The organism is Bradyrhizobium sp. STM 3562, assembly GCF_045571435.1.
GTDB lineage: Bacteria > Pseudomonadota > Alphaproteobacteria > Rhizobiales > Xanthobacteraceae > Bradyrhizobium.
Genome location: NZ_CP120694.1, coordinates 4,212,604 through 4,229,729, shown reverse-complemented (window position 1 = coordinate 4,229,729; position 17,126 = coordinate 4,212,604). Strand labels below are relative to the sequence as shown.

Genomic DNA, 17,126 nt, shown 5'->3' with positions numbered 1-17,126 from the left:
GCTAGTAAAGCCCGCCGGTGCCCGGCCGCATGATGTAGCCGGCATCCGGAGGTGCTCCCGGCGGGCCCGGCATGCGGTTGCCGTCGGCATCGGCGACACCGATCACGCTGTAATTATCCGGCGGGGCCGTGCCCGGCTTGAACGCTTCCAGGATGGTTCGTCCGGTATCGCCGGGGCCGACGCGCATGCCGGTCCTGGCATCGACGCGTACGAGCTTGATGCCGGCGGGAACCTTGAACGGGATAGCCGGTTTGTCGGCGAGCGCGAGCTTCAGGAAATCACGCGCGATCGGCGCGGCCAGGTGGCCGCCGGTTGCGGCATTGCCCCTGCCCAGCGGCCGCGGCTTGTCGTAGCCCATGTAGATGGCGACCGCGACGTCCGGCGAGAAGCCGACGAACCAGGCATCCTTGGCCTCGTTGGTGGTGCCGGTCTTGCCGGCGATCGGCTTGCCGACTTCCTTGACCACGGTTGCCGTACCCGCCTGCACAACGCCTTCCAGCATCGAGGTGATCTGGTAGGCGGTCATGTTGTCCAGCACCTGCTCACGGCGGTCGACGAGTTGCGGCTCGGGCTGGTTGTGCCAACCGTCCGGCGCGTCGCAGCCGCGGCATTCGCGGGCGTCATGCTTGAAGATGGTGTGACCGTAACGATCCTGGATGCGATCGATCAGGGTCGGCTTCACGCGTCTGCCGCCATTGGCGATCATGGAATAGGCCGTAACCATGCGCAGCGCCGTGGTTTCGCCGGCACCCAGCGCATAGGAGAGATAGTTCGGCAATTCGTCGTAGACGCCGAAGCGCCGGGCATATTCGGAAATCAGCGGCATGCCGATGTCCTGCGCCAGCCGCACCGTCACCGTATTGAGTGACAGGCGCAGCGCGTTCCGCAGCGTTGTCGGTCCCTGAAATTTGCCGGACGAGAAGTTCTCCGGGCGCCAAATCCCGGCGCCCTGCCCCTGATCGATTTCGATCGGCGCATCCATCACCTGGGTCGACGGCGTATAGCCATTGTCCAGGGCGGCCGAATACACGATCGGCTTGAAGGACGAGCCCGGCTGGCGATAGGCCTGCGTGGCGCGGTTGAACTGGCTCTGGTCGAAGGAGAAGCCGCCGACCATGGCGAGCACGCGCCCGGTGTTGGGATCCATGACCACCATGGCCCCGGACACTTCCGGCACTTGCCGCAACCGGTATTGGCCCTCGACCGGACTGCCGTCCTTGTAAAGCGGATCGGCATAGATCACGTCGCCCGGCTGAAGCACCTGCGAGACCGCCGTCGGCGCGCGGCCCCTTGTGGAGCCCGATGTCGTCCTCGCCCAGCGCACACCGTCGAGCGTGATGATGCCGGTCTCCCGCTGCTTGCTGACCGCGCCGCCGAGTTCGCGGCCCGGCTGGAAGCCGATTCGCGCCGATTGCTCGCTGGTTTCGAGGACCACCGCCATCCGCCACGGCGAAATATCGGACAGCGACTTGATTTCGGCGAGTTTCACGCCCCAGTCGCCGGAGATGTCGAGCTTGGAGATCGGACCGCGGTAGCCCTGCGCCTCGTCATAGTTGACAAGGCCGGCGACCATGGTCTTGCGCGCCTCCATCTGGATCTTGGGATCGAGCGTGGTGCGGACCGACAGGCCCCCCTCGTAGAGCTTTTTCTCGCCATACCGCTCGAAGATGTCGCGCCGCACTTCCTCGGCGAAATACTCGCCGGCAAAGATGTGCGCCGAGGTCGGATGAGAGGTGACGACCAGTGGCGACTTGCGCGCCTTGTCGGCGTCCGCCGTGCTGATCCAGCCGTTCTCCTGCAGGCGGTCGATCACGTAATTGCGCCGCTCGACCGCGCGGTCATGATTGCGCACCGGGTGCAGCGCTGCCGGCGCCTTCGGCAGCGACGCCAGATAGGCTGCTTCCGCGATCGTCAGCTCGTTGACCGATTTGTCGAAATAGACCAGCGACGCCGCGGCGATGCCATAGGCGCCCATACCGAGATAGATTTCGTTCAGATACAGCTCGAGGATCTTGTCCTTCGAATAGGTGCGCTCGATGCGCATCGCGAGCAGCGCTTCCTTGATCTTACGGGTGAACGACACCTCGTTGTTGAGCAGGAAATTCTTTGCGACTTGCTGGGTAATGGTCGAGGCGCCCTGCGGACGTCTGTTGGAGCCGTAATTCTGCACGTAGAGAATCGCGGCGCGCAGCATGCCGGAATAGTCGACGCCGCCGTGCTCGTAGAAATTCTTATCCTCGGCCGCGAGGAAGCTGTTGATGACGAGTTTCGGCACCGCCTGAATCGGCAAATAGAGCCGCCGCTCCTTGGCGTATTCAGCCAGCAGCGAGCCGTCGGCGGCGTGGACGCGCGTCATCACCGGCGGCTCGTAATCCTGGAGCTGCGAGTAGTCCGGCAGGTCCTTGGAGAAATGCCAGATCAATCCCGCCACGGCCGCCACGGCGACCAGGAACATCACCGTTCCAGCGGCGAACAGGAAACCCAGGAAGCGCACCAGCAAGCGCATGCTTAATTTATCCGTTCCAACCCATGCGCCGGAGCAGATGGCGCCTTCCGTTTGACGAGTGAGCGTGCCGGCATTCCTACGTCCGACTCAGGAGCCCGTCGGCGAGGCGGGACCTCGGTGATTCCCAAAACGCCTCGCAGCGGCTTCTATACGACCGCCGCTGTGGCCAAACTAGGGCTTGTCGGGTTTCGCATTAGTTCGCCGGCCCGGCGGTGGCCAATCGCTTGGCCAGAAAGGCGTCGATGGCCTGGGCCACCGAGCCGGCGGTGCGATTGCGCCAGCTTTCCGAGACGAGGTGCTCGAGATCACCTTTGTTCGAGACATAGCCGAGTTCGACCAGGACCGAGGGGACATCGGGGGCCTTCAGCACCCGGAAGCCGGCGGACTTCAGAGGGTGCTTATGCATGCGCGTGGCGTTCTTCATCTCGCCCATCAAGAGGCGTGCGAAACGGTTTGAAAAGGTGCGGGTTTCCCGCTGCGCGAGGTCGATCAGAATGTCGGCAACCTCGGTCGGTTCGTCGGTCAAATTGACCCCTCCGATCGCATCCGCCCGGTTCTCCGCCTCGGCCAACCGCTCTGCCTCCGCGTCGGAGGCTTTATCGGAAACGGTGTAAATGGTCGCCCCCTGCGCATCGCCTTCGTGTTTCGGCAGGGCATCGGCGTGGATCGACACAAACAGTGCCGCCGATTGGCTGCGGGCGATTTTCACCCGGTCATTCAAGGGGATGAAGGTGTCGTCGGTCCGGGTCATCACCACCCGGTATTTGCCGCTCTGCTCGAGCCGGTCACGAAGCGCCAGCCCAAAAGCGAGCACCAGGTTCTTCTCGGCCTCGCCCCCCGATTGGGTGCCGTTGTCGACGCCACCATGGCCGGGATCGATCACGACCACCGGACGCGCATCCGGCGCCGGCGCGGCCGGCTTTGTCGCAGGCGCGGCTTCCGGAGCAGCCGTTGCCGCGGCGCCTTCGGCAAGCGCAGGTTTCGAGTCGGACCGCCCCTCCGTGCTCATCGATTGCATGAAGGTTTCCCGGTCAACCTCCTGCAATTCAAGCACCAATCGCGGCGGCTGGCCGTTGGCGGCGTCCAGCATGCTGGAATTGGCGATGCGCGCCGGTCCGGCGAGATCGATGACAATCCGCGAACCGCCGGGCATCACCAGGCCGTAACGAAATGCCTTGACCAGACCGCGCCCGCTGGCGCCGGTTCCGGCCGGGAGGCGGAAATTGAGCTGGGGGATATCGACCACGACCCGATAGGGGTCAGCCAATGTAAACGCCCGAAACTGGACCGGCTTGTCGAGATCCAGGACGAATCGGGTCAGCTTGGTGTCGCCAGCGAGCCTGGCATCGGAGGCGACCGGGAAGCTCGGCGCAACGATGGGCGCCTGATTTTCGGCACGAGCCGAGCTCAACCCGGCACACGACAATGCTGCAGCGCACAGCACGGCGCATCCCAGCAAAAGATGAGGTTTTGCGTGGCTCGCCACCGAATCCGTGCCTCCGAGCGGCCCTTGTACCGCAATAGAACCGCAGGGTTAATGATACCCTAACGCAACAACACTGAATAAAGGTAAGTGTGGCGGCCAAGCGACGCTCCCTTGCGCAGGGGCGCCAATCCTCGTATGTAACCTGTGCTGACGGCCATTACTGCCGGTTGTGTCGCGTTCAGCCTCCCGGTGCAGCGCCGGAACCTTCCGTTTTTGAAGATTCCAGCGTTTCCGACTTCTCCGCAAAGCCAGCGCGAGCCGCGCGGCCCAATCTGGAGAAGCGGTTTCGAGCCCGAGCGGCGTCCAGTCCCAGGCGATTTTGTTCCAGGGACGGTTTCGAGCGGCGGCATGGCCAGATACCGGACCCCGGACAAGGGTCCCCTGTGATCCAAAGGCGAGCGCCCCAAGCGCCGCACGGGTTGTCAGCAACCGATAAGGCGGCCGCTTCTGCCGCCAACTGTTCCAGACGGGCCGACGCTTGATGCGCCAGACTGTGATGCCGATGAAAACCAGCGGAAGACCCGCGCCGATGCGGAGCCAACGCTCCACGCGACGCCTCCTCCCGCAGGGTTCGGCTGGGCGTCCCGGGTTGCGTTTCGGCCTTCCCCTCACCCCCGAATCAGGTGGACCGTCGCGTCACCCGGCGGCGCGATATGCGCTTCCCGTGATCCGCGCGCGCCGCCTTCAAGAGTTTAAAGATGCCCAACAAAATGTTGATCGATGCCACCCACCCGGAAGAGACCCGGGTTGTCGTGGTCCGCGGCAATCGCGTCGAAGAGTTTGATTTCGAGACCGCCCAGCGCAAGCAGCTCCGCGGCAATATCTACCTGGCCAAGGTAACTCGGGTAGAACCGTCACTGCAGGCGGCCTTTGTCGAATATGGCGGTAACCGTCACGGCTTTCTGGCCTTCAGCGAAATCCATCCCGACTATTACCAGATCCCGGTCGCCGACCGCCAAGCGCTGATCGAGGCCGAAGAGCGTGCCCATCGCGAGGCCGAGGAAGAGACCGAAAGCCGTTCCAGCCGCCGTCGTTCTCGCCATCGCAGCTCGCGCCGGCGCGACCGTGACGAGCGCATCAGGAGCGAGATCGTCGAGGGTGCGGAGGCTGCCTCCGGCAGCGAGGCCACCGACCCGCAGGAGACCGCCGAGCATCTGCACGCCGGTGCCGAAGCGACAGCACCGCATGAGAACGCAGGGCATGACGATGCCGCGGCCCGTGACGAGGCGCATGAACATGACCATCACGACGATGAGCATGCGCATCACCAGGATCACGACCATCACGATCACGATGATCAGGACGAACACGGCGATGAGGTGCATGCCGAGGACGCGCATGAGGCCGCCGAGGACGCCGTCCCGGCTGCAGCTTCGCGCCAAGTTCCCGCCTCCGTAGCGGCCGTTGCGCCTGACGTGCTGGAAGTCCCCGAGGTTCACGAGGTCGACGACCACACCAAGGACGAAATCGAGACGCTTCAGCACGGCGCGGATGCCTCCTCCGAGGCCTCCGACGTCGAGCATGCCTCCGACGAACATGCCGCCGAGCACGAGGCCGCGTCGCCCGCTGACGAGCAGGCGGCTGCGCCCGCCGACGAGGACGCTCACGAAGAGGACGAGGAAACCGACGAGGCCGAGGAGACCGAGGAAGACCTCGTCGAGTCCGTTGGCGGCGACGACGTGCTGGAGGAAGTGCCGGAGCGCTCGTTCCGCCCGCGCCGCCAGTACAAGATCCAGGAAGTCATCAAGCGGCGCCAGGTGATGCTGGTGCAGGTCGTGAAGGAAGAGCGCGGCAACAAGGGCGCCGCGCTGACCACCTATTTGTCGCTGGCCGGCCGCTACGCGGTGCTGATGCCCAACACCGCACGCGGCGGCGGCATCAGCCGCAAGATCACCTCCGCCCAGGACCGCTCGCGGCTGAAGGAAGTGGTGCAGGATCTGGATGTGCCGGAGGGCATGGGCATCATTCTGCGCACCGCTGGAGCCTCGCGCACGCCCCAGGAGATCAAGCGCGACTTCGAATATCTGCTTCGCCTCTGGGAGACCGTGCGCGACACCACGCTGAAGTCGCAGGCGCCGACCCTGGTCTATGAGGAAGGCTCGTTGATCAAGCGCTCGCTGCGCGACCTCTACAACAAGGAGATCGACGAGATCCTGGTCGCCGGCGAACCCGGCTACCGCGAAGCGCACGACTTCATGAAGATGCTGATGCCTTCCAACGTGAAGGTGGTGAAGCAATATCGCGACGGCCAGCCGCTGTTCTCGCGCATGGGCGTGGAAAGCCAGTTGGACGCGATGTTCTCACCGGTCGTGCAGTTGCGTTCCGGCGGCTACATCGTGATCAACCAGACCGAAGCGCTGGTCTCGATCGACGTCAACTCCGGTCGCGCCACCCGCGAGCACCACATCGAGGACACCGCGCTGAAGACGAACCTGGAGGCGGCCGAAGAGGTCGCGCGCCAACTTCGTTTGCGCGACCTCGCCGGCCTGATCGTCATCGATTTCATCGACATGGATGAGAAGCGCAACAATCGCGCGGTCGAGCGCAAGCTGTCGGATTGCCTGCGGCAGGACCGCGCGCGCATCCAGGTCGGCCGCATCTCGCATTTCGGCCTGTTGGAAATGTCGCGCCAGCGCATCCGCGCCAGCGTGCTCGAGAGTTCGACCGAGCCCTGCCCGCAATGCGGCGGCACCGGCCATGTACGCTCGGTCTCCTCGGTCGCGCTGCAGCTCTTGCGGGGCCTCGAGGAAATCCTGATGAAGGGCGCGACCCACAATCTCGTGGTCCGCACCCGTACCGATGTCGCGCTCTATGTGCTCAACCACAAGCGCGGTCACCTGCGCGACCTCGAGAACAGCTTCAAGGTCACTCTCTCGGTGATCGCGGATCCGACCGTGAGCGGCCAGCAATCCTACATCATCGATCGCGGCGAGCAGGTTCATACGCTCGAGGCCGCCAAGGCGCTGCTGGCCGCGCAGGCGGCCGCCGCCCCGCCGCCGACCGAGGAGATTTACGAGGAGGAAGAGCCCTTCGACATCGAAAGCGAATCCGAGGTGGAAACCGAGGAGACGGAGGGGCTCTCCGACGAAATTTCGGCCCGGGAGGGCGGCGAAGGCGAAGCGCCGCAGGAAGGTCCGCGCCGCAGGCGGCGTCGGCGCCGGCGTGGCCGCGGCGGCGGTGCCGAGGCTCGCGAAGGCGCGCCGCGCGAGGAGCAGGAAGGCATCTTTGCCGAGCCGGGCGCCGTTTCCGAGGCGCAGGCCGAGGAAGGCGAAGCCGAAGAGGACGAATCCGAGGAAGCCGCTGCGCGCGCCGATCAGGCTGCGGGCGGCGAGCGGCGACCGCGCCGCCGGGGCCGTCGTGGCGGTCGGCGCCGACGCGGCGGTGGCGGCACGGACGAAGGATTGGCCGGCTCGATCGCCGACGAACTCGCGCCGCCTCCGGACTCCGAAGCCGTCAATGCGGTTGCCGATTTCGACAGCGGCACCTCGCCTGCAACGCTACCCGAGGCACAGCCGGGACCCATTGCGCCGGCTCCCGAACCACAGCCCGCGCCCGAACCTGCCGCGCAGGAAGCGGCGGGCGCACCAACGGCGGAGGCGAGCCCTGAGCATGCCGCGGAACCCGAGAAGCATGCGCCGCGACGTTCGACCGTGCGCGAGAAGGTCACCTTCCTGTCCGCGACCGGGCCGGGCGAGGCCGAGCAAGCGCCCGCAGCCGAACCTGCGCCGGCGCCCGTGAGCCAGGCCGAGCCTGCTCCGTCGCCTGAACCGGCGTCCGCGCCAGCGGCGCCTGCTGCCGAGACGCCCACGGAGACCGCCCCGCCACGCCGGGCCGGCTGGTGGTCGCGTCGCTTCGGCCGAAGCGAGTAGCCGTACCGAAGAGCGCTGTCTTGAAATGACAAACCGCCCGGCAGAACCGGGCGGTTTTTGTTTTGCCTCGTCGTCCGCAGCCTTCTCTTCACCCGTCATTCCCAGGCGCTCGCAAAGCGAGCGAACCCGCAAACCCAGAGGTTGCGGCGCGAGATTCCGGCTTCGCATCCAAGTCGGCTGTTGCCGACCTGGACAGCAAACAAACCGAACTCGGGTAAACCCGAGTTCGGGCGCGCGCCTCCGAATGACGGATGGAAGCCGCCTACCCCGTCGTGACCGCAGTCTCGACGTCGGTGGGATCGACTTGCTGGTTCAGTCGTGCGTGCAGCGTGGCATGGTCGAGTTCGCCTTCCCACCAGGACACGAACACCGCGGCGACACCGTTGCCGGTGATGTTGGTGAGCGCACGCACCTCGCTCATGAATTTGTCGATCGAGAACACGATCGCCATGCCCGGCACCAACGCCGGATTGACCACCGTCAGCGTCGCCGCCAGCGTGATGAACCCCGCACCGGTGACGCCGCTTGCGCCCTTCGAAGTCAGCATCGCCACGACCAGGATGGTGAGCTGCTGGCCGAAGGTCAGGTCGACGCCGAGCGCTTGCGCGATGAACAGCGTCGCCAGCGTCATGTAGATGTTGGTGCCGTCGAGATTGAAGGAGTAGCCGGTCGGCACCACGAGGCCGACCACCGGCTTCGAACAGCCCAGCCGCTCCAGCTTTTCCATCAACTGCGGCAGCGCGCTTTCGGAGGAAGACGTGCCGAGCACGATCAGCAGCTCATCCTTGATGTAGGCGATGAACTTGAAGATGGAGAAGCCGACAAAGCGCGCGATCAGGCCGAGCACGATCACGACGAACAGCGCCGCCGTGGCATAGAACAGCGTGATCAACCCGATCAGATTGCCGAGCGCGGACGGCCCGAATTTGCCGATCGTGTAGGCCATGGCGCCGAACGCGCCGACCGGCGCCGCCTTCATGACAATGGCAATCACGCCGAACACCGCGTGCGCGGCATCGTCGATCATGCCGCGCAGCTTCTCGCCCCGCTCACCCAGCGCCATCAGCGAGAAGCCGAACAGGATGGCAAACAGCAGCACCTGCAGAATATCGCCGCGCGCCAGCGCCCCAACCACGCTGTCGGGAATGATGTTGAGGATGAAATCGACGGTCTTGGAGGCCTCCGCCTGCTTGACGTAGTTGGCCACCGCCGCGGCATCCGGCTTGGCCGCGAGCCCGTGGCCGATCTGAAACACATTGCCCATGATCAGGCCGACCGTCAGGGCGAAGGTGGACACGACCTCGAAATAGACGAGCGCCTTGATGCCGACACGGCCGACCTTTTTCGCGTCCTGAATATGCGCAATGCCGGAGACCACGGTGCAGAAGATGATCGGCGCGATCACCATCCTGATCAGCTTGATGAAGCCGTCGCCAAGCGCCTTGACCCAGTCGCTGGTCGCCAGATGGGGCCACTGCCAGCCGACCAGGACGCCGATCAGGATCGCGATCAGCACCTGGACGTAGAGAATCTTGTACCAGCGGCGCGACGGCTGCGCCGGCGCCGCGGTTGTGATGGTTGCCATGAGGTTCTGTTCTTCCCTAAACTACGATACGAGCCGCGACTGCGCTTACGCGCAGGCGGCGTTCTCATCCCCGGCGCAAGCACCCAAGGCCAATTATGTCAACGGAGTCAATGCCCGTTGCGGCTTTGTGAAGCGCAATCGACCCGCGCGATCAGGTCATGCCCTACCCAGCCAGCGCCCGATCCGGGCGACCGCCTCGCGCATATCGTCGGCCGAACGGGCGTAGGAGAAGCGCAGGAAATTGCGGCCGTGGAGCGGATCGAAGTCGATGCCGGGCGTCGCCGCGACATGCGCCTCCTCGAGCATCTGCCTGGCAAAGGCAAGGCTGTCGGAGGTAAAGTCGGATACGTCCGCATAGAGATAGAAGGCTCCATCGGCGGGCAGGAATTTGGTCAGCCCTGCCCGTGGCAAGCCTTCGATCAGGATGCGACGATTTTCCACATATCCGCGCTTGACCGCCTCCATCTCCTCGGTCCCATCGAAGGCCGCCTCCGCCGCGAATTGCGACAAGGTCGGTACCGAGATCGCAAGGTTCTGCTGCAGCCGTTCGATCGGTCGCACCAGCGCCTCCGGTACCACCATCCACCCGATCCGCCAGCCGGTCATGCAGAAATACTTCGAGAACGAGTTGATGACGAGTGCATGCGGCGACAGCTCCGCCGCGGTCACCGCCGGAAAGGCGTAGTCGAGGCCATGGTAGATCTCGTCCGAAATGAAGCGAATGCCGGCGTCTTCCGCCGCCGCGATCAGCCCGGTCATGGCTTCCCTGGACATCATGGTACCGGTCGGATTGGCGGGACTTGCGACCAGCACGCCCTTGAGCGGCTTCTTGCGGTGTGCCGCAAGCAGCGCCTCGCCTGTGAGCGCGTGCCGGGTTTCGCTTGAGGTTTCGATCAACACCGGCTCGCAGCCGAGCGCCGTGAGGATGTGCCGATAGGGCGGATAGCCGGGCACGGTGACCGCGACGCGGTCGCCGGGTTCGAAGGCGGCGAGAAACGCCAGGATGAACGCGCCGGACGAGCCCGTGGTGACCACGATTCGCCCGGTATCGACCGGACAACGATAAGTATCTCGGTAATGGCGGGCGATGCGTTGGCGCAGCGACAGGATGCCGAGGGCGGAGGTGTAGTCGATCCGTGCGCCATCGAGCGCCCGGTGAGCGGCGGCAATCGCACTCCCGGGCGCAGGAGCTGCCGGCTGCCCGACCTCCATGTGAATGACATGGCCGCCCGCGGCCTCGATTCGCTCGGCCGCCGCCATCACATCCATCACCATGAACGGCGGAACATCGCCGCGGCGGGACGCGGCCTGCAGCAGTTCCAGACGGTTCCTCACAGTCGCTTCAAGCATGGATATCTGCTATGTCCGTTTGCGCCGGGAACAGGCATCTCCGCGGGCCCCGGGGGGGTGCCCCAGACTAGCCGCATTCGGCGGTTTGTTAGGGCATAGCCGGTATCGGGCCTGCCGCCAATTGCTAAAGACCGCTCAATGTTGCTCCGCCTCGCATTCAGGAACAGAACGTCCGGCGTCATCGCCGCCGCACTCGCCGCCGCGCTTGCGCTTTCCCCGCTTGCGCCCGCTTTTGCGCAGGCAGAGAACAAGGGCCCGCCGATCCTGCGCGACACCGAGACCGAACAACTCCTGCGCGAGTACACCCGGCCGATCCTGCGCACCGCAGGGCTCGAAAAGCAGAATATCAACGTCGTCATCATCAACGATTCCGCCTTCAACGCGTTCGTCGCCGACGGTCGCCGGATCTTCGTCAACTACGGCGCCATCGTGCAATCGGAGACGCCGAACCAGTTGATCGGCGTGCTCGCGCATGAAACCGGCCACTTGGCCGGAGGACACCTCGCCAAGCTGCGCCAGCAATTGGCCTCGGCGCAGACGCAGATGATCATCGCCATGCTGCTGGGCGCCGGCGCCATCGCCGCCGGCGCCGCCAGGGGAGGCAATAACGGGCTCGCCGATGCTGGGGCCGCCGCGGTCGCCGGCCCGCAGGAGATGATCCGCCGCTCGCTTTTGTCCTATCAGCGCCAGCAGGAAGAGAATGCGGACCGCGCCGGCGTGAAATTCCTGACCGCCACCGGCCAGTCCGCGAAGGGGATGTACGAGACGTTCAAGCGCTTCACCAGCGACAGCCTGTTTTCCGCACGCGGCGCCGACCCCTATCTGCAGTCGCATCCGATGCCTGCCGATCGCGTCGCCGCGTTGGAAGGCCTCGCGCGCTCCAGTCCTTATTGGGACAAGAAGGATTCGCCCGAGTTGCAACTGCGACACGACATGGTGCGCGCCAAGATCTCGGCATTCATGGAGCGGCCGGACACCGTGTACCGCCGCTATCCCTTATCCAACACCAGCCTGCCGGCACGTTATGCGCGGGCGATCGCAACCTATCTGCATGGCGACCTGCGCAGCGCGCTGGCCCAGATCGACGGACTGATTCAGGTCCAGCCGAACAATCCGTATTTCTACGAGCTGCGCGGGCAGGCCCTGCTCGAGGGAGGCAAGCCGGCCGAGGCCATCGCTCCGCTGCGCAGGGCAGTCCAGCTTTCCAACAACGCACCGCTCATCGAGATGTTACTTGGGCAGGCGCTGGTGGCCACGGATAACAAAGCCTACACTGACGAAGCGATTTCCATCCTTCGTTCGGCGGTGGCGCGCGAGAGCGAGGCGCCGCTCGGCTACACCCAGCTAGCCATGGCCTATGGCCGGAAGGGAGATTATGCGGAGGCCGATCTGGCCTCGGCCCAAGCCGCCTATCTTCGCGGCGACAACAAAACCGCACGCGAGCTTGCCTCGCGGGCGAAAACCCGTTTCGCCGTTGGCACGCCCGGATGGGTCAGGGCCGACGATATCGTCTCGGCCAAGCCGTTGCCCGGCCAAAAGGGCAACTGATCCGGGATAGACGCACGATCCGGAAAGCCTGGTAGCGGTTTTTCCGGAAAAATCATGCCCAAGAAAGACACGAACCAGGCTGAGATACTGAAAGACGCAATTTTGGTTTTGGGAATTTCAGGACACCGGCTGTCACGCAAAAAGGATCTGCCAATGCGCTTCTTCCGCCCGCTCGCCCCCGCCCTGTTCGCGCTCTCGCTTTGCGGCGGGCTGCCCGTGGCCTTGGCCCAGAGCTTCAACGATACCCAGCGCAGCGACATCGAAGCCATCGTCAGGAATTATCTCGTCACCCATCCCGAGGTGCTCGAGGAGGCGATGAACGAGCTCTCCAAGCGCCAGGCCGCCGCGGAGCAGGCAAAGCACGAAGCGACGATCGCGCAGAATGCCGATGCGATCTTCAACTCGCCGCGCGGCGTCGTGCTCGGCAACAAGGACGGCGACGTCACCTTCGTCGAGTTCTTCGATTACAATTGCGGCTACTGCAAGCGCGCGATGGCCGACATGCTCGACCTCCTGAAGAGCGATCCCAAGCTGAAGGTCGTGCTCAAGGAGTTTCCGGTCCTGAGCGAGGGCTCGGTCGAGGCGGCGAAGGTCGCGATCGCGGCTCGCATGCAGGATCCGAAGAAGTATCTCGACTTCCACACCAAGCTGCTCGGCGGTCGCGGTCCGGCCGACAAGGCGCGCGCACTGCAAGCGGCCAAGGACGCAGGATATGACACCGCGCGGATCGAAAAGGATCTTAGCAGCCCCGAGATCAAGGCGACGATCGAGGAGAACTTGAAGCTCGCCGAAGAGATGGGCTTGAATGGCACGCCGAGCTACGTGATCGGCAAGCAAATCGTCGTCGGCGCCGTCGGTCTCGACGGGCTGAAGGAAAAGATCGGCATTGCGCGCTGCGGCAAGGCCACTTGCTGAAGATCATCACTCACTGTCAGACATCACTCCCAAGGCCGGCTCGAGCGCCGGCCTTTTTCTTTGCGCATGACGGCGAGCCGCGCTGCAGTTTCACATTCATCACACGTTCAGGAAACAAAGCCAAAGGAACCACGGATCTCCCGGAACGACTCACTCCTCCTGCCGTTGACGGCGCGGGCAATGCTGAAATGTGAGGAGAGAGGAATGACTAATCGCTTTTTGGTCTCGGTTGCTGCGCTTGCGCTGATCGCCGGGACAGGCTTCGTCAACGCGCAAGGAACCGGCGGCCGCGAGTCTGGCGGTGGGCAGCAGATGCAGAACGCGCCTTCATCCGCGGGTGGTGGCGCCACGGGCGGTGCCGCAACTGAGAATCGTGAAAGCAGCAAGGGCGGCGGTGCTTCGTCCGGCATGAAGTCCGAACAGAAATCATCGACGACCGGCCAGAGCCAGCGCACCGAAGAGAACGCGCCCGGAAGCAAGTCCAAGAGCATGAGCTCCGAGAGCGAAAGCAGGGGCTCCAAGGGCATGAAGGCGGAAGGCCAGGAGGGCCGCAACGCCGAGAAGAACGCGCAGACCAAGACTGGCCACGAGGCCGAGAAGAACGCGCAGACCAGGGAAGGCCGCAAGGAGAACCAGAACGCGCAGGGCCAGACCCGCACGAATGAGATGAACGCGCAGGGTCAGAGCCACACCAAGGAGATGAACGCGCAAGGCCAGAACCGCACCAATGAAATGAATGCGCAAGGCCAGAACCGCACCGGCAACATGAACGCCGAAACCCGGACCGGCGGCAGGTCCGAGACAACAGTGGGCGCGGCCGGCACCGCCGGTAAGCTGTCCACCGAGCAGCGCACCAAGATCGTCGACGTGATCCGGAGCGAGCACGTCGCGCCGGTCAACAATGTCGACTTCGCGGTCTCGGTCGGCACCCGCGTTCCGCGCGAGCGCGTCAGCCTGCGTCCGCTGCCGACGCAAGTCGTCGACGTCTACCCCGAGTGGCGCGGCTACGAGTTCTTCCTGGTCCGCAACGAGATCGTCGTGGTGGACCCGAACTCGCTCGAGATCGTCGCCGTTCTGCCGGCCTGACGCATCTGACGAGCGCAAGCAAACAAGGCGGGCCGCACCGGCCCGCCTTTCTGTTGGCCTCCGGGACCGGCCTTGTCCACGCGGGTTTGGTTAATCAATGTTTTCGGCGGGTTTTGCACGGCTTTTTCCGAGGTGGATGAAAGCCTTGGGGCCCGTTCTTCGCCTCGTTTAGGCTTCCCCTTGACGACTTTGTTACCTATAAGGGCCGCCACCTGCCCACATTGCCGGGATTGGGATGGCCAAAGCACCTGAGCAGACGATCTACGTTCTCAACGGCCCGAACCTCAATTTATTGGGGACGCGGGAGCCGGAAACTTATGGTCATGCCACGCTGGCCGATGTCGAGAAGCTCTGCACGGAAACGGCCGCGCAATTCGGTCTGCGCGCCGATTGCCGGCAATCCAATCACGAGGGCGAACTGGTCGATTTCATTCACGAGGCCCACGCCAAGAAAGCGGTCGGCATCGTGATCAATGCCGGCGCCTATTCGCACACCTCGATCGCCCTGCATGATGCGCTGGTCGCGGTAAAAATACCGGCGGTCGAAGTGCATGTCAGCAACATCCACGCCCGCGAGAGCTTTCGTCATCACTCATTCACTGCGGTGGCCGCCTTTGCCAGCCTGTGTGGGTTCGGCATCGAGGGCTACCGACTTGCGATCAACGGCCTTGCCGCCCGGATTGGCGCGAAGGTCAAAGCCTGACGCTTTCCTCGTCACGTAACAGAGAGTTTCGGATCAAGACCATGGCGCGCCAGCCAGACGACAAAGCAGCCGCAAAGTTTTCCAGCGAGGACAGTGCGCTCATTCGCGAGCTCGCCCTCCTGCTCGACGAGACCAGCCTGAGCGAGATCGAGATCGAGCGTGCGGGTCTTCGGGTGCGCGTGGCGCGCAGCATCAATATTGCGACCTCGGTGCCGGTTCCGGTTCAGCCGGCCGCTGCAGCGCCGACACCGGCGCCGTCCGTGCCCGCGGCGGCCGCCGCGATGGACCTCAGCAAGCACCCGGGCGTGGTGCCCTCGCCCATGGTCGGCACCGCCTATTGGGCGCCCGAGCCCGGCGCGAAGCCTTTCATCGAGGTGGGCGCGAAGGTCGCACAGGGCCAGACGCTTCTGATCATCGAGGCCATGAAGACGATGAATCAGATTCCATCGCCGCGCGCCGGCACCGTAACGCAGATCCTTGTCGAAGACGGCCAGCCGGTCGAATTCGGCGAACCGCTGGTGATCATCGAGTAGAGGGCGAATGGCGAATGGCAAGTAGCGAAACGCCGTCCTTCCATTGGCTATTCGCCACTCCCTCTTCGCTGCAACATCATGTTCGATAAAATCCTCATAGCCAATCGCGGCGAGATCGCGCTTCGCATTTTGCGGGCCTGCAAGGAGCTCGGCATCGCAACGGTCGCGGTGCATTCGACCGCCGATGCCGATGCGATGCATGTGCGGCTTGCGGATGAGAGCGTCTGCGTCGGCCCGCCGCCCTCGAAGGATAGCTACCTCAACGTGCCGGCGCTGCTCGCCGCCTGCGAGATCACCGGCGCCGACGCGGTGCATCCCGGCTACGGCTTTCTGTCGGAGAACGCGCGCTTTGCGGAAATTCTGGCCGATCACAATCTGCACTTCATCGGCCCGAAAGCCGACCACATCCGCCTGATGGGCGACAAGATCGAGGCCAAGAAGACGGCCAAGAAGCTTGGCATTCCGGTGGTGCCGGGCTCGGACGGCGCGGTCGCGCCGGACCAGGACGCGATGGCGATCGCAAAGTCGATCGGCTTTCCCGTGCTGGTAAAGGCGGCCGCCGGCGGCGGCGGGCGCGGCATGAAGGTGGCGCACACCGAGGCCGATCTGGCGCTTGCGCTCACCACGGCCGCCAACGAAGCCAAGGCTGCCTTTGGCGACGCTTCGGTCTATCTGGAAAAATATCTGCAAAAGCCGCGCCACATCGAGATTCAGGTTCTTGGTGACGGCCGCGGCGGCGCGATCCATCTCGGCGAGCGCGACTGCTCGCTGCAGCGGCGCCATCAAAAGGTCTGGGAAGAAGGCCCCTCGCCCGCGATCGACGCGGCCTCGCGCGCCAGGATCGGATCGACCGTCGCCAAGGCGATGCAACAGATGAAATATCTCGGCGTCGGCACGGTGGAGTTCCTGTACGAGGACGGCGAGTTCTATTTCATCGAGATGAACACGCGTATCCAGGTTGAACATCCCGTCACGGAGATGATCACCGGACTAGACCTCGTGCTCGAGCAGATCCGCATCGCCGCCGGCGGCGATCTGCCGCTCACCCAGGATGAGGTGACCATCACGGGCCATTCGATCGAATGCCGCGTCAATGCCGAAAATCCCGTGACCTTCCGTCCCTCACCCGGCAAGATCCTGCAATATCATCCGCCCGGCGGCCTTGGCGTGCGGATCGATTCCGCGGTCTACCAGGGTTATGTGATCCCGCCTTACTACGACTCGCTGGTCGGCAAGCTGATCGTCCATGGCAAGACCCGCGCCGAGTGCCTGATGCGCCTGCGCCGGGCGCTCGACGAGATGGTGGTCGAGGGCATCGAGACCACGCTGCCGCTGTTCCGCGCATTGGTGCGCGAACCCGCCATCATCGACGGCGACTATCACATCCATTGGCTCGAGCAGTATCTGGCCGGCCAGCAGCCGGGCTGAGCCGGCCACGAGGCAAAAACATCCGTCAAAAAATACCTGCCGCGCGGGAACCTTTGATCCGGTTCCGCGTTTGCGTGCGTCAACGGTTCGCTCGGGGGACGTGGATTTCCTCAACAC

At 64.3% G+C, this 17,126-nt stretch carries 11 protein-coding genes; 7 read left to right on the top strand and 4 right to left on the bottom strand.

Annotated elements, in window-relative coordinates:
• Nucleotide 1: 1 nt before the first annotated feature.
• Nucleotides 2-2,506: a penicillin-binding protein 1A gene (locus P6U23_RS19570; RefSeq protein ID WP_407181312.1), complete on the bottom strand. Its 2,505-nt coding sequence runs from the start codon at nucleotides 2,504-2,506 to the stop codon at nucleotides 2-4.
• A 193-nt stretch (nucleotides 2,507-2,699) separates the two neighbouring features.
• Entirely contained in the window at nucleotides 2,700-3,992 is a 1,293-nt protein-coding gene (locus P6U23_RS19565; protein ID WP_407181311.1) for an N-acetylmuramoyl-L-alanine amidase, read from the bottom strand.
• A 698-nt stretch (nucleotides 3,993-4,690) separates the two neighbouring features.
• On the opposite strand from P6U23_RS19565, the gene P6U23_RS19560 reads away from it, so the two are divergent.
• On the top strand, nucleotides 4,691-7,861 hold the full coding sequence (locus tag P6U23_RS19560) for an Rne/Rng family ribonuclease (protein WP_407181310.1): 3,171 nt from the start codon (nucleotides 4,691-4,693) through the stop codon (nucleotides 7,859-7,861).
• Between the two features lie 262 nt (nucleotides 7,862-8,123).
• Here P6U23_RS19560 and dctA read toward each other — a convergent pair whose 3' ends face one another.
• Together dctA and P6U23_RS19550 are read right to left on the bottom strand one after the other, a co-directional pair.
• A complete protein-coding gene (gene dctA, locus P6U23_RS19555; RefSeq protein WP_407181309.1) occupies nucleotides 8,124-9,446 on the bottom strand; it encodes a C4-dicarboxylate transporter DctA in 1,323 nt (440 codons plus the stop codon).
• Nucleotides 9,447-9,602: 156 nt separating this feature from the next.
• Nucleotides 9,603-10,796: a pyridoxal phosphate-dependent aminotransferase gene (locus tag P6U23_RS19550; RefSeq protein ID WP_407181308.1), complete on the bottom strand. Its 1,194-nt coding sequence runs from the start codon at nucleotides 10,794-10,796 to the stop codon at nucleotides 9,603-9,605.
• 138 nt (nucleotides 10,797-10,934) lie between these two features.
• On the opposite strand from P6U23_RS19550, the gene P6U23_RS19545 reads away from it, so the two are divergent.
• The 6 genes from P6U23_RS19545 to accC all read left to right on the top strand — a co-directional run bounded on the left by P6U23_RS19545 (nucleotide 10,935) and on the right by accC (nucleotide 17,009).
• A complete protein-coding gene (locus P6U23_RS19545) occupies nucleotides 10,935-12,344 on the top strand; it encodes a M48 family metalloprotease (protein WP_407181307.1) in 1,410 nt (469 codons plus the stop codon).
• A gap of 153 nt (nucleotides 12,345-12,497) precedes the next feature.
• Nucleotides 12,498-13,259, top strand: a complete 762-nt coding sequence (locus P6U23_RS19540; protein WP_407181306.1) for a DsbA family protein — start codon at nucleotides 12,498-12,500, stop codon at nucleotides 13,257-13,259.
• A gap of 204 nt (nucleotides 13,260-13,463) precedes the next feature.
• Nucleotides 13,464-14,345: a DUF1236 domain-containing protein gene (locus tag P6U23_RS19535; protein WP_407181305.1), complete on the top strand. Its 882-nt coding sequence runs from the start codon at nucleotides 13,464-13,466 to the stop codon at nucleotides 14,343-14,345.
• A gap of 235 nt (nucleotides 14,346-14,580) precedes the next feature.
• Nucleotides 14,581-15,048 carry a type II 3-dehydroquinate dehydratase gene (aroQ, locus tag P6U23_RS19530; protein WP_407181304.1) on the top strand — a complete coding sequence of 156 codons (468 nt, stop codon included), beginning with the start codon at nucleotides 14,581-14,583 and terminating at the stop codon, nucleotides 15,046-15,048.
• Nucleotides 15,049-15,089: 41 nt separating this feature from the next.
• Nucleotides 15,090-15,581: an acetyl-CoA carboxylase biotin carboxyl carrier protein gene (gene accB / locus P6U23_RS19525; protein WP_024509800.1), complete on the top strand. Its 492-nt coding sequence runs from the start codon at nucleotides 15,090-15,092 to the stop codon at nucleotides 15,579-15,581.
• A 78-nt stretch (nucleotides 15,582-15,659) separates the two neighbouring features.
• Complete coding sequence (gene accC / locus P6U23_RS19520; protein ID WP_407181303.1) at nucleotides 15,660-17,009, top strand: acetyl-CoA carboxylase biotin carboxylase subunit; 1,350 nt, start codon at nucleotides 15,660-15,662, stop codon at nucleotides 17,007-17,009.
• Nucleotides 17,010-17,126: the final 117 nt, after the last annotated feature.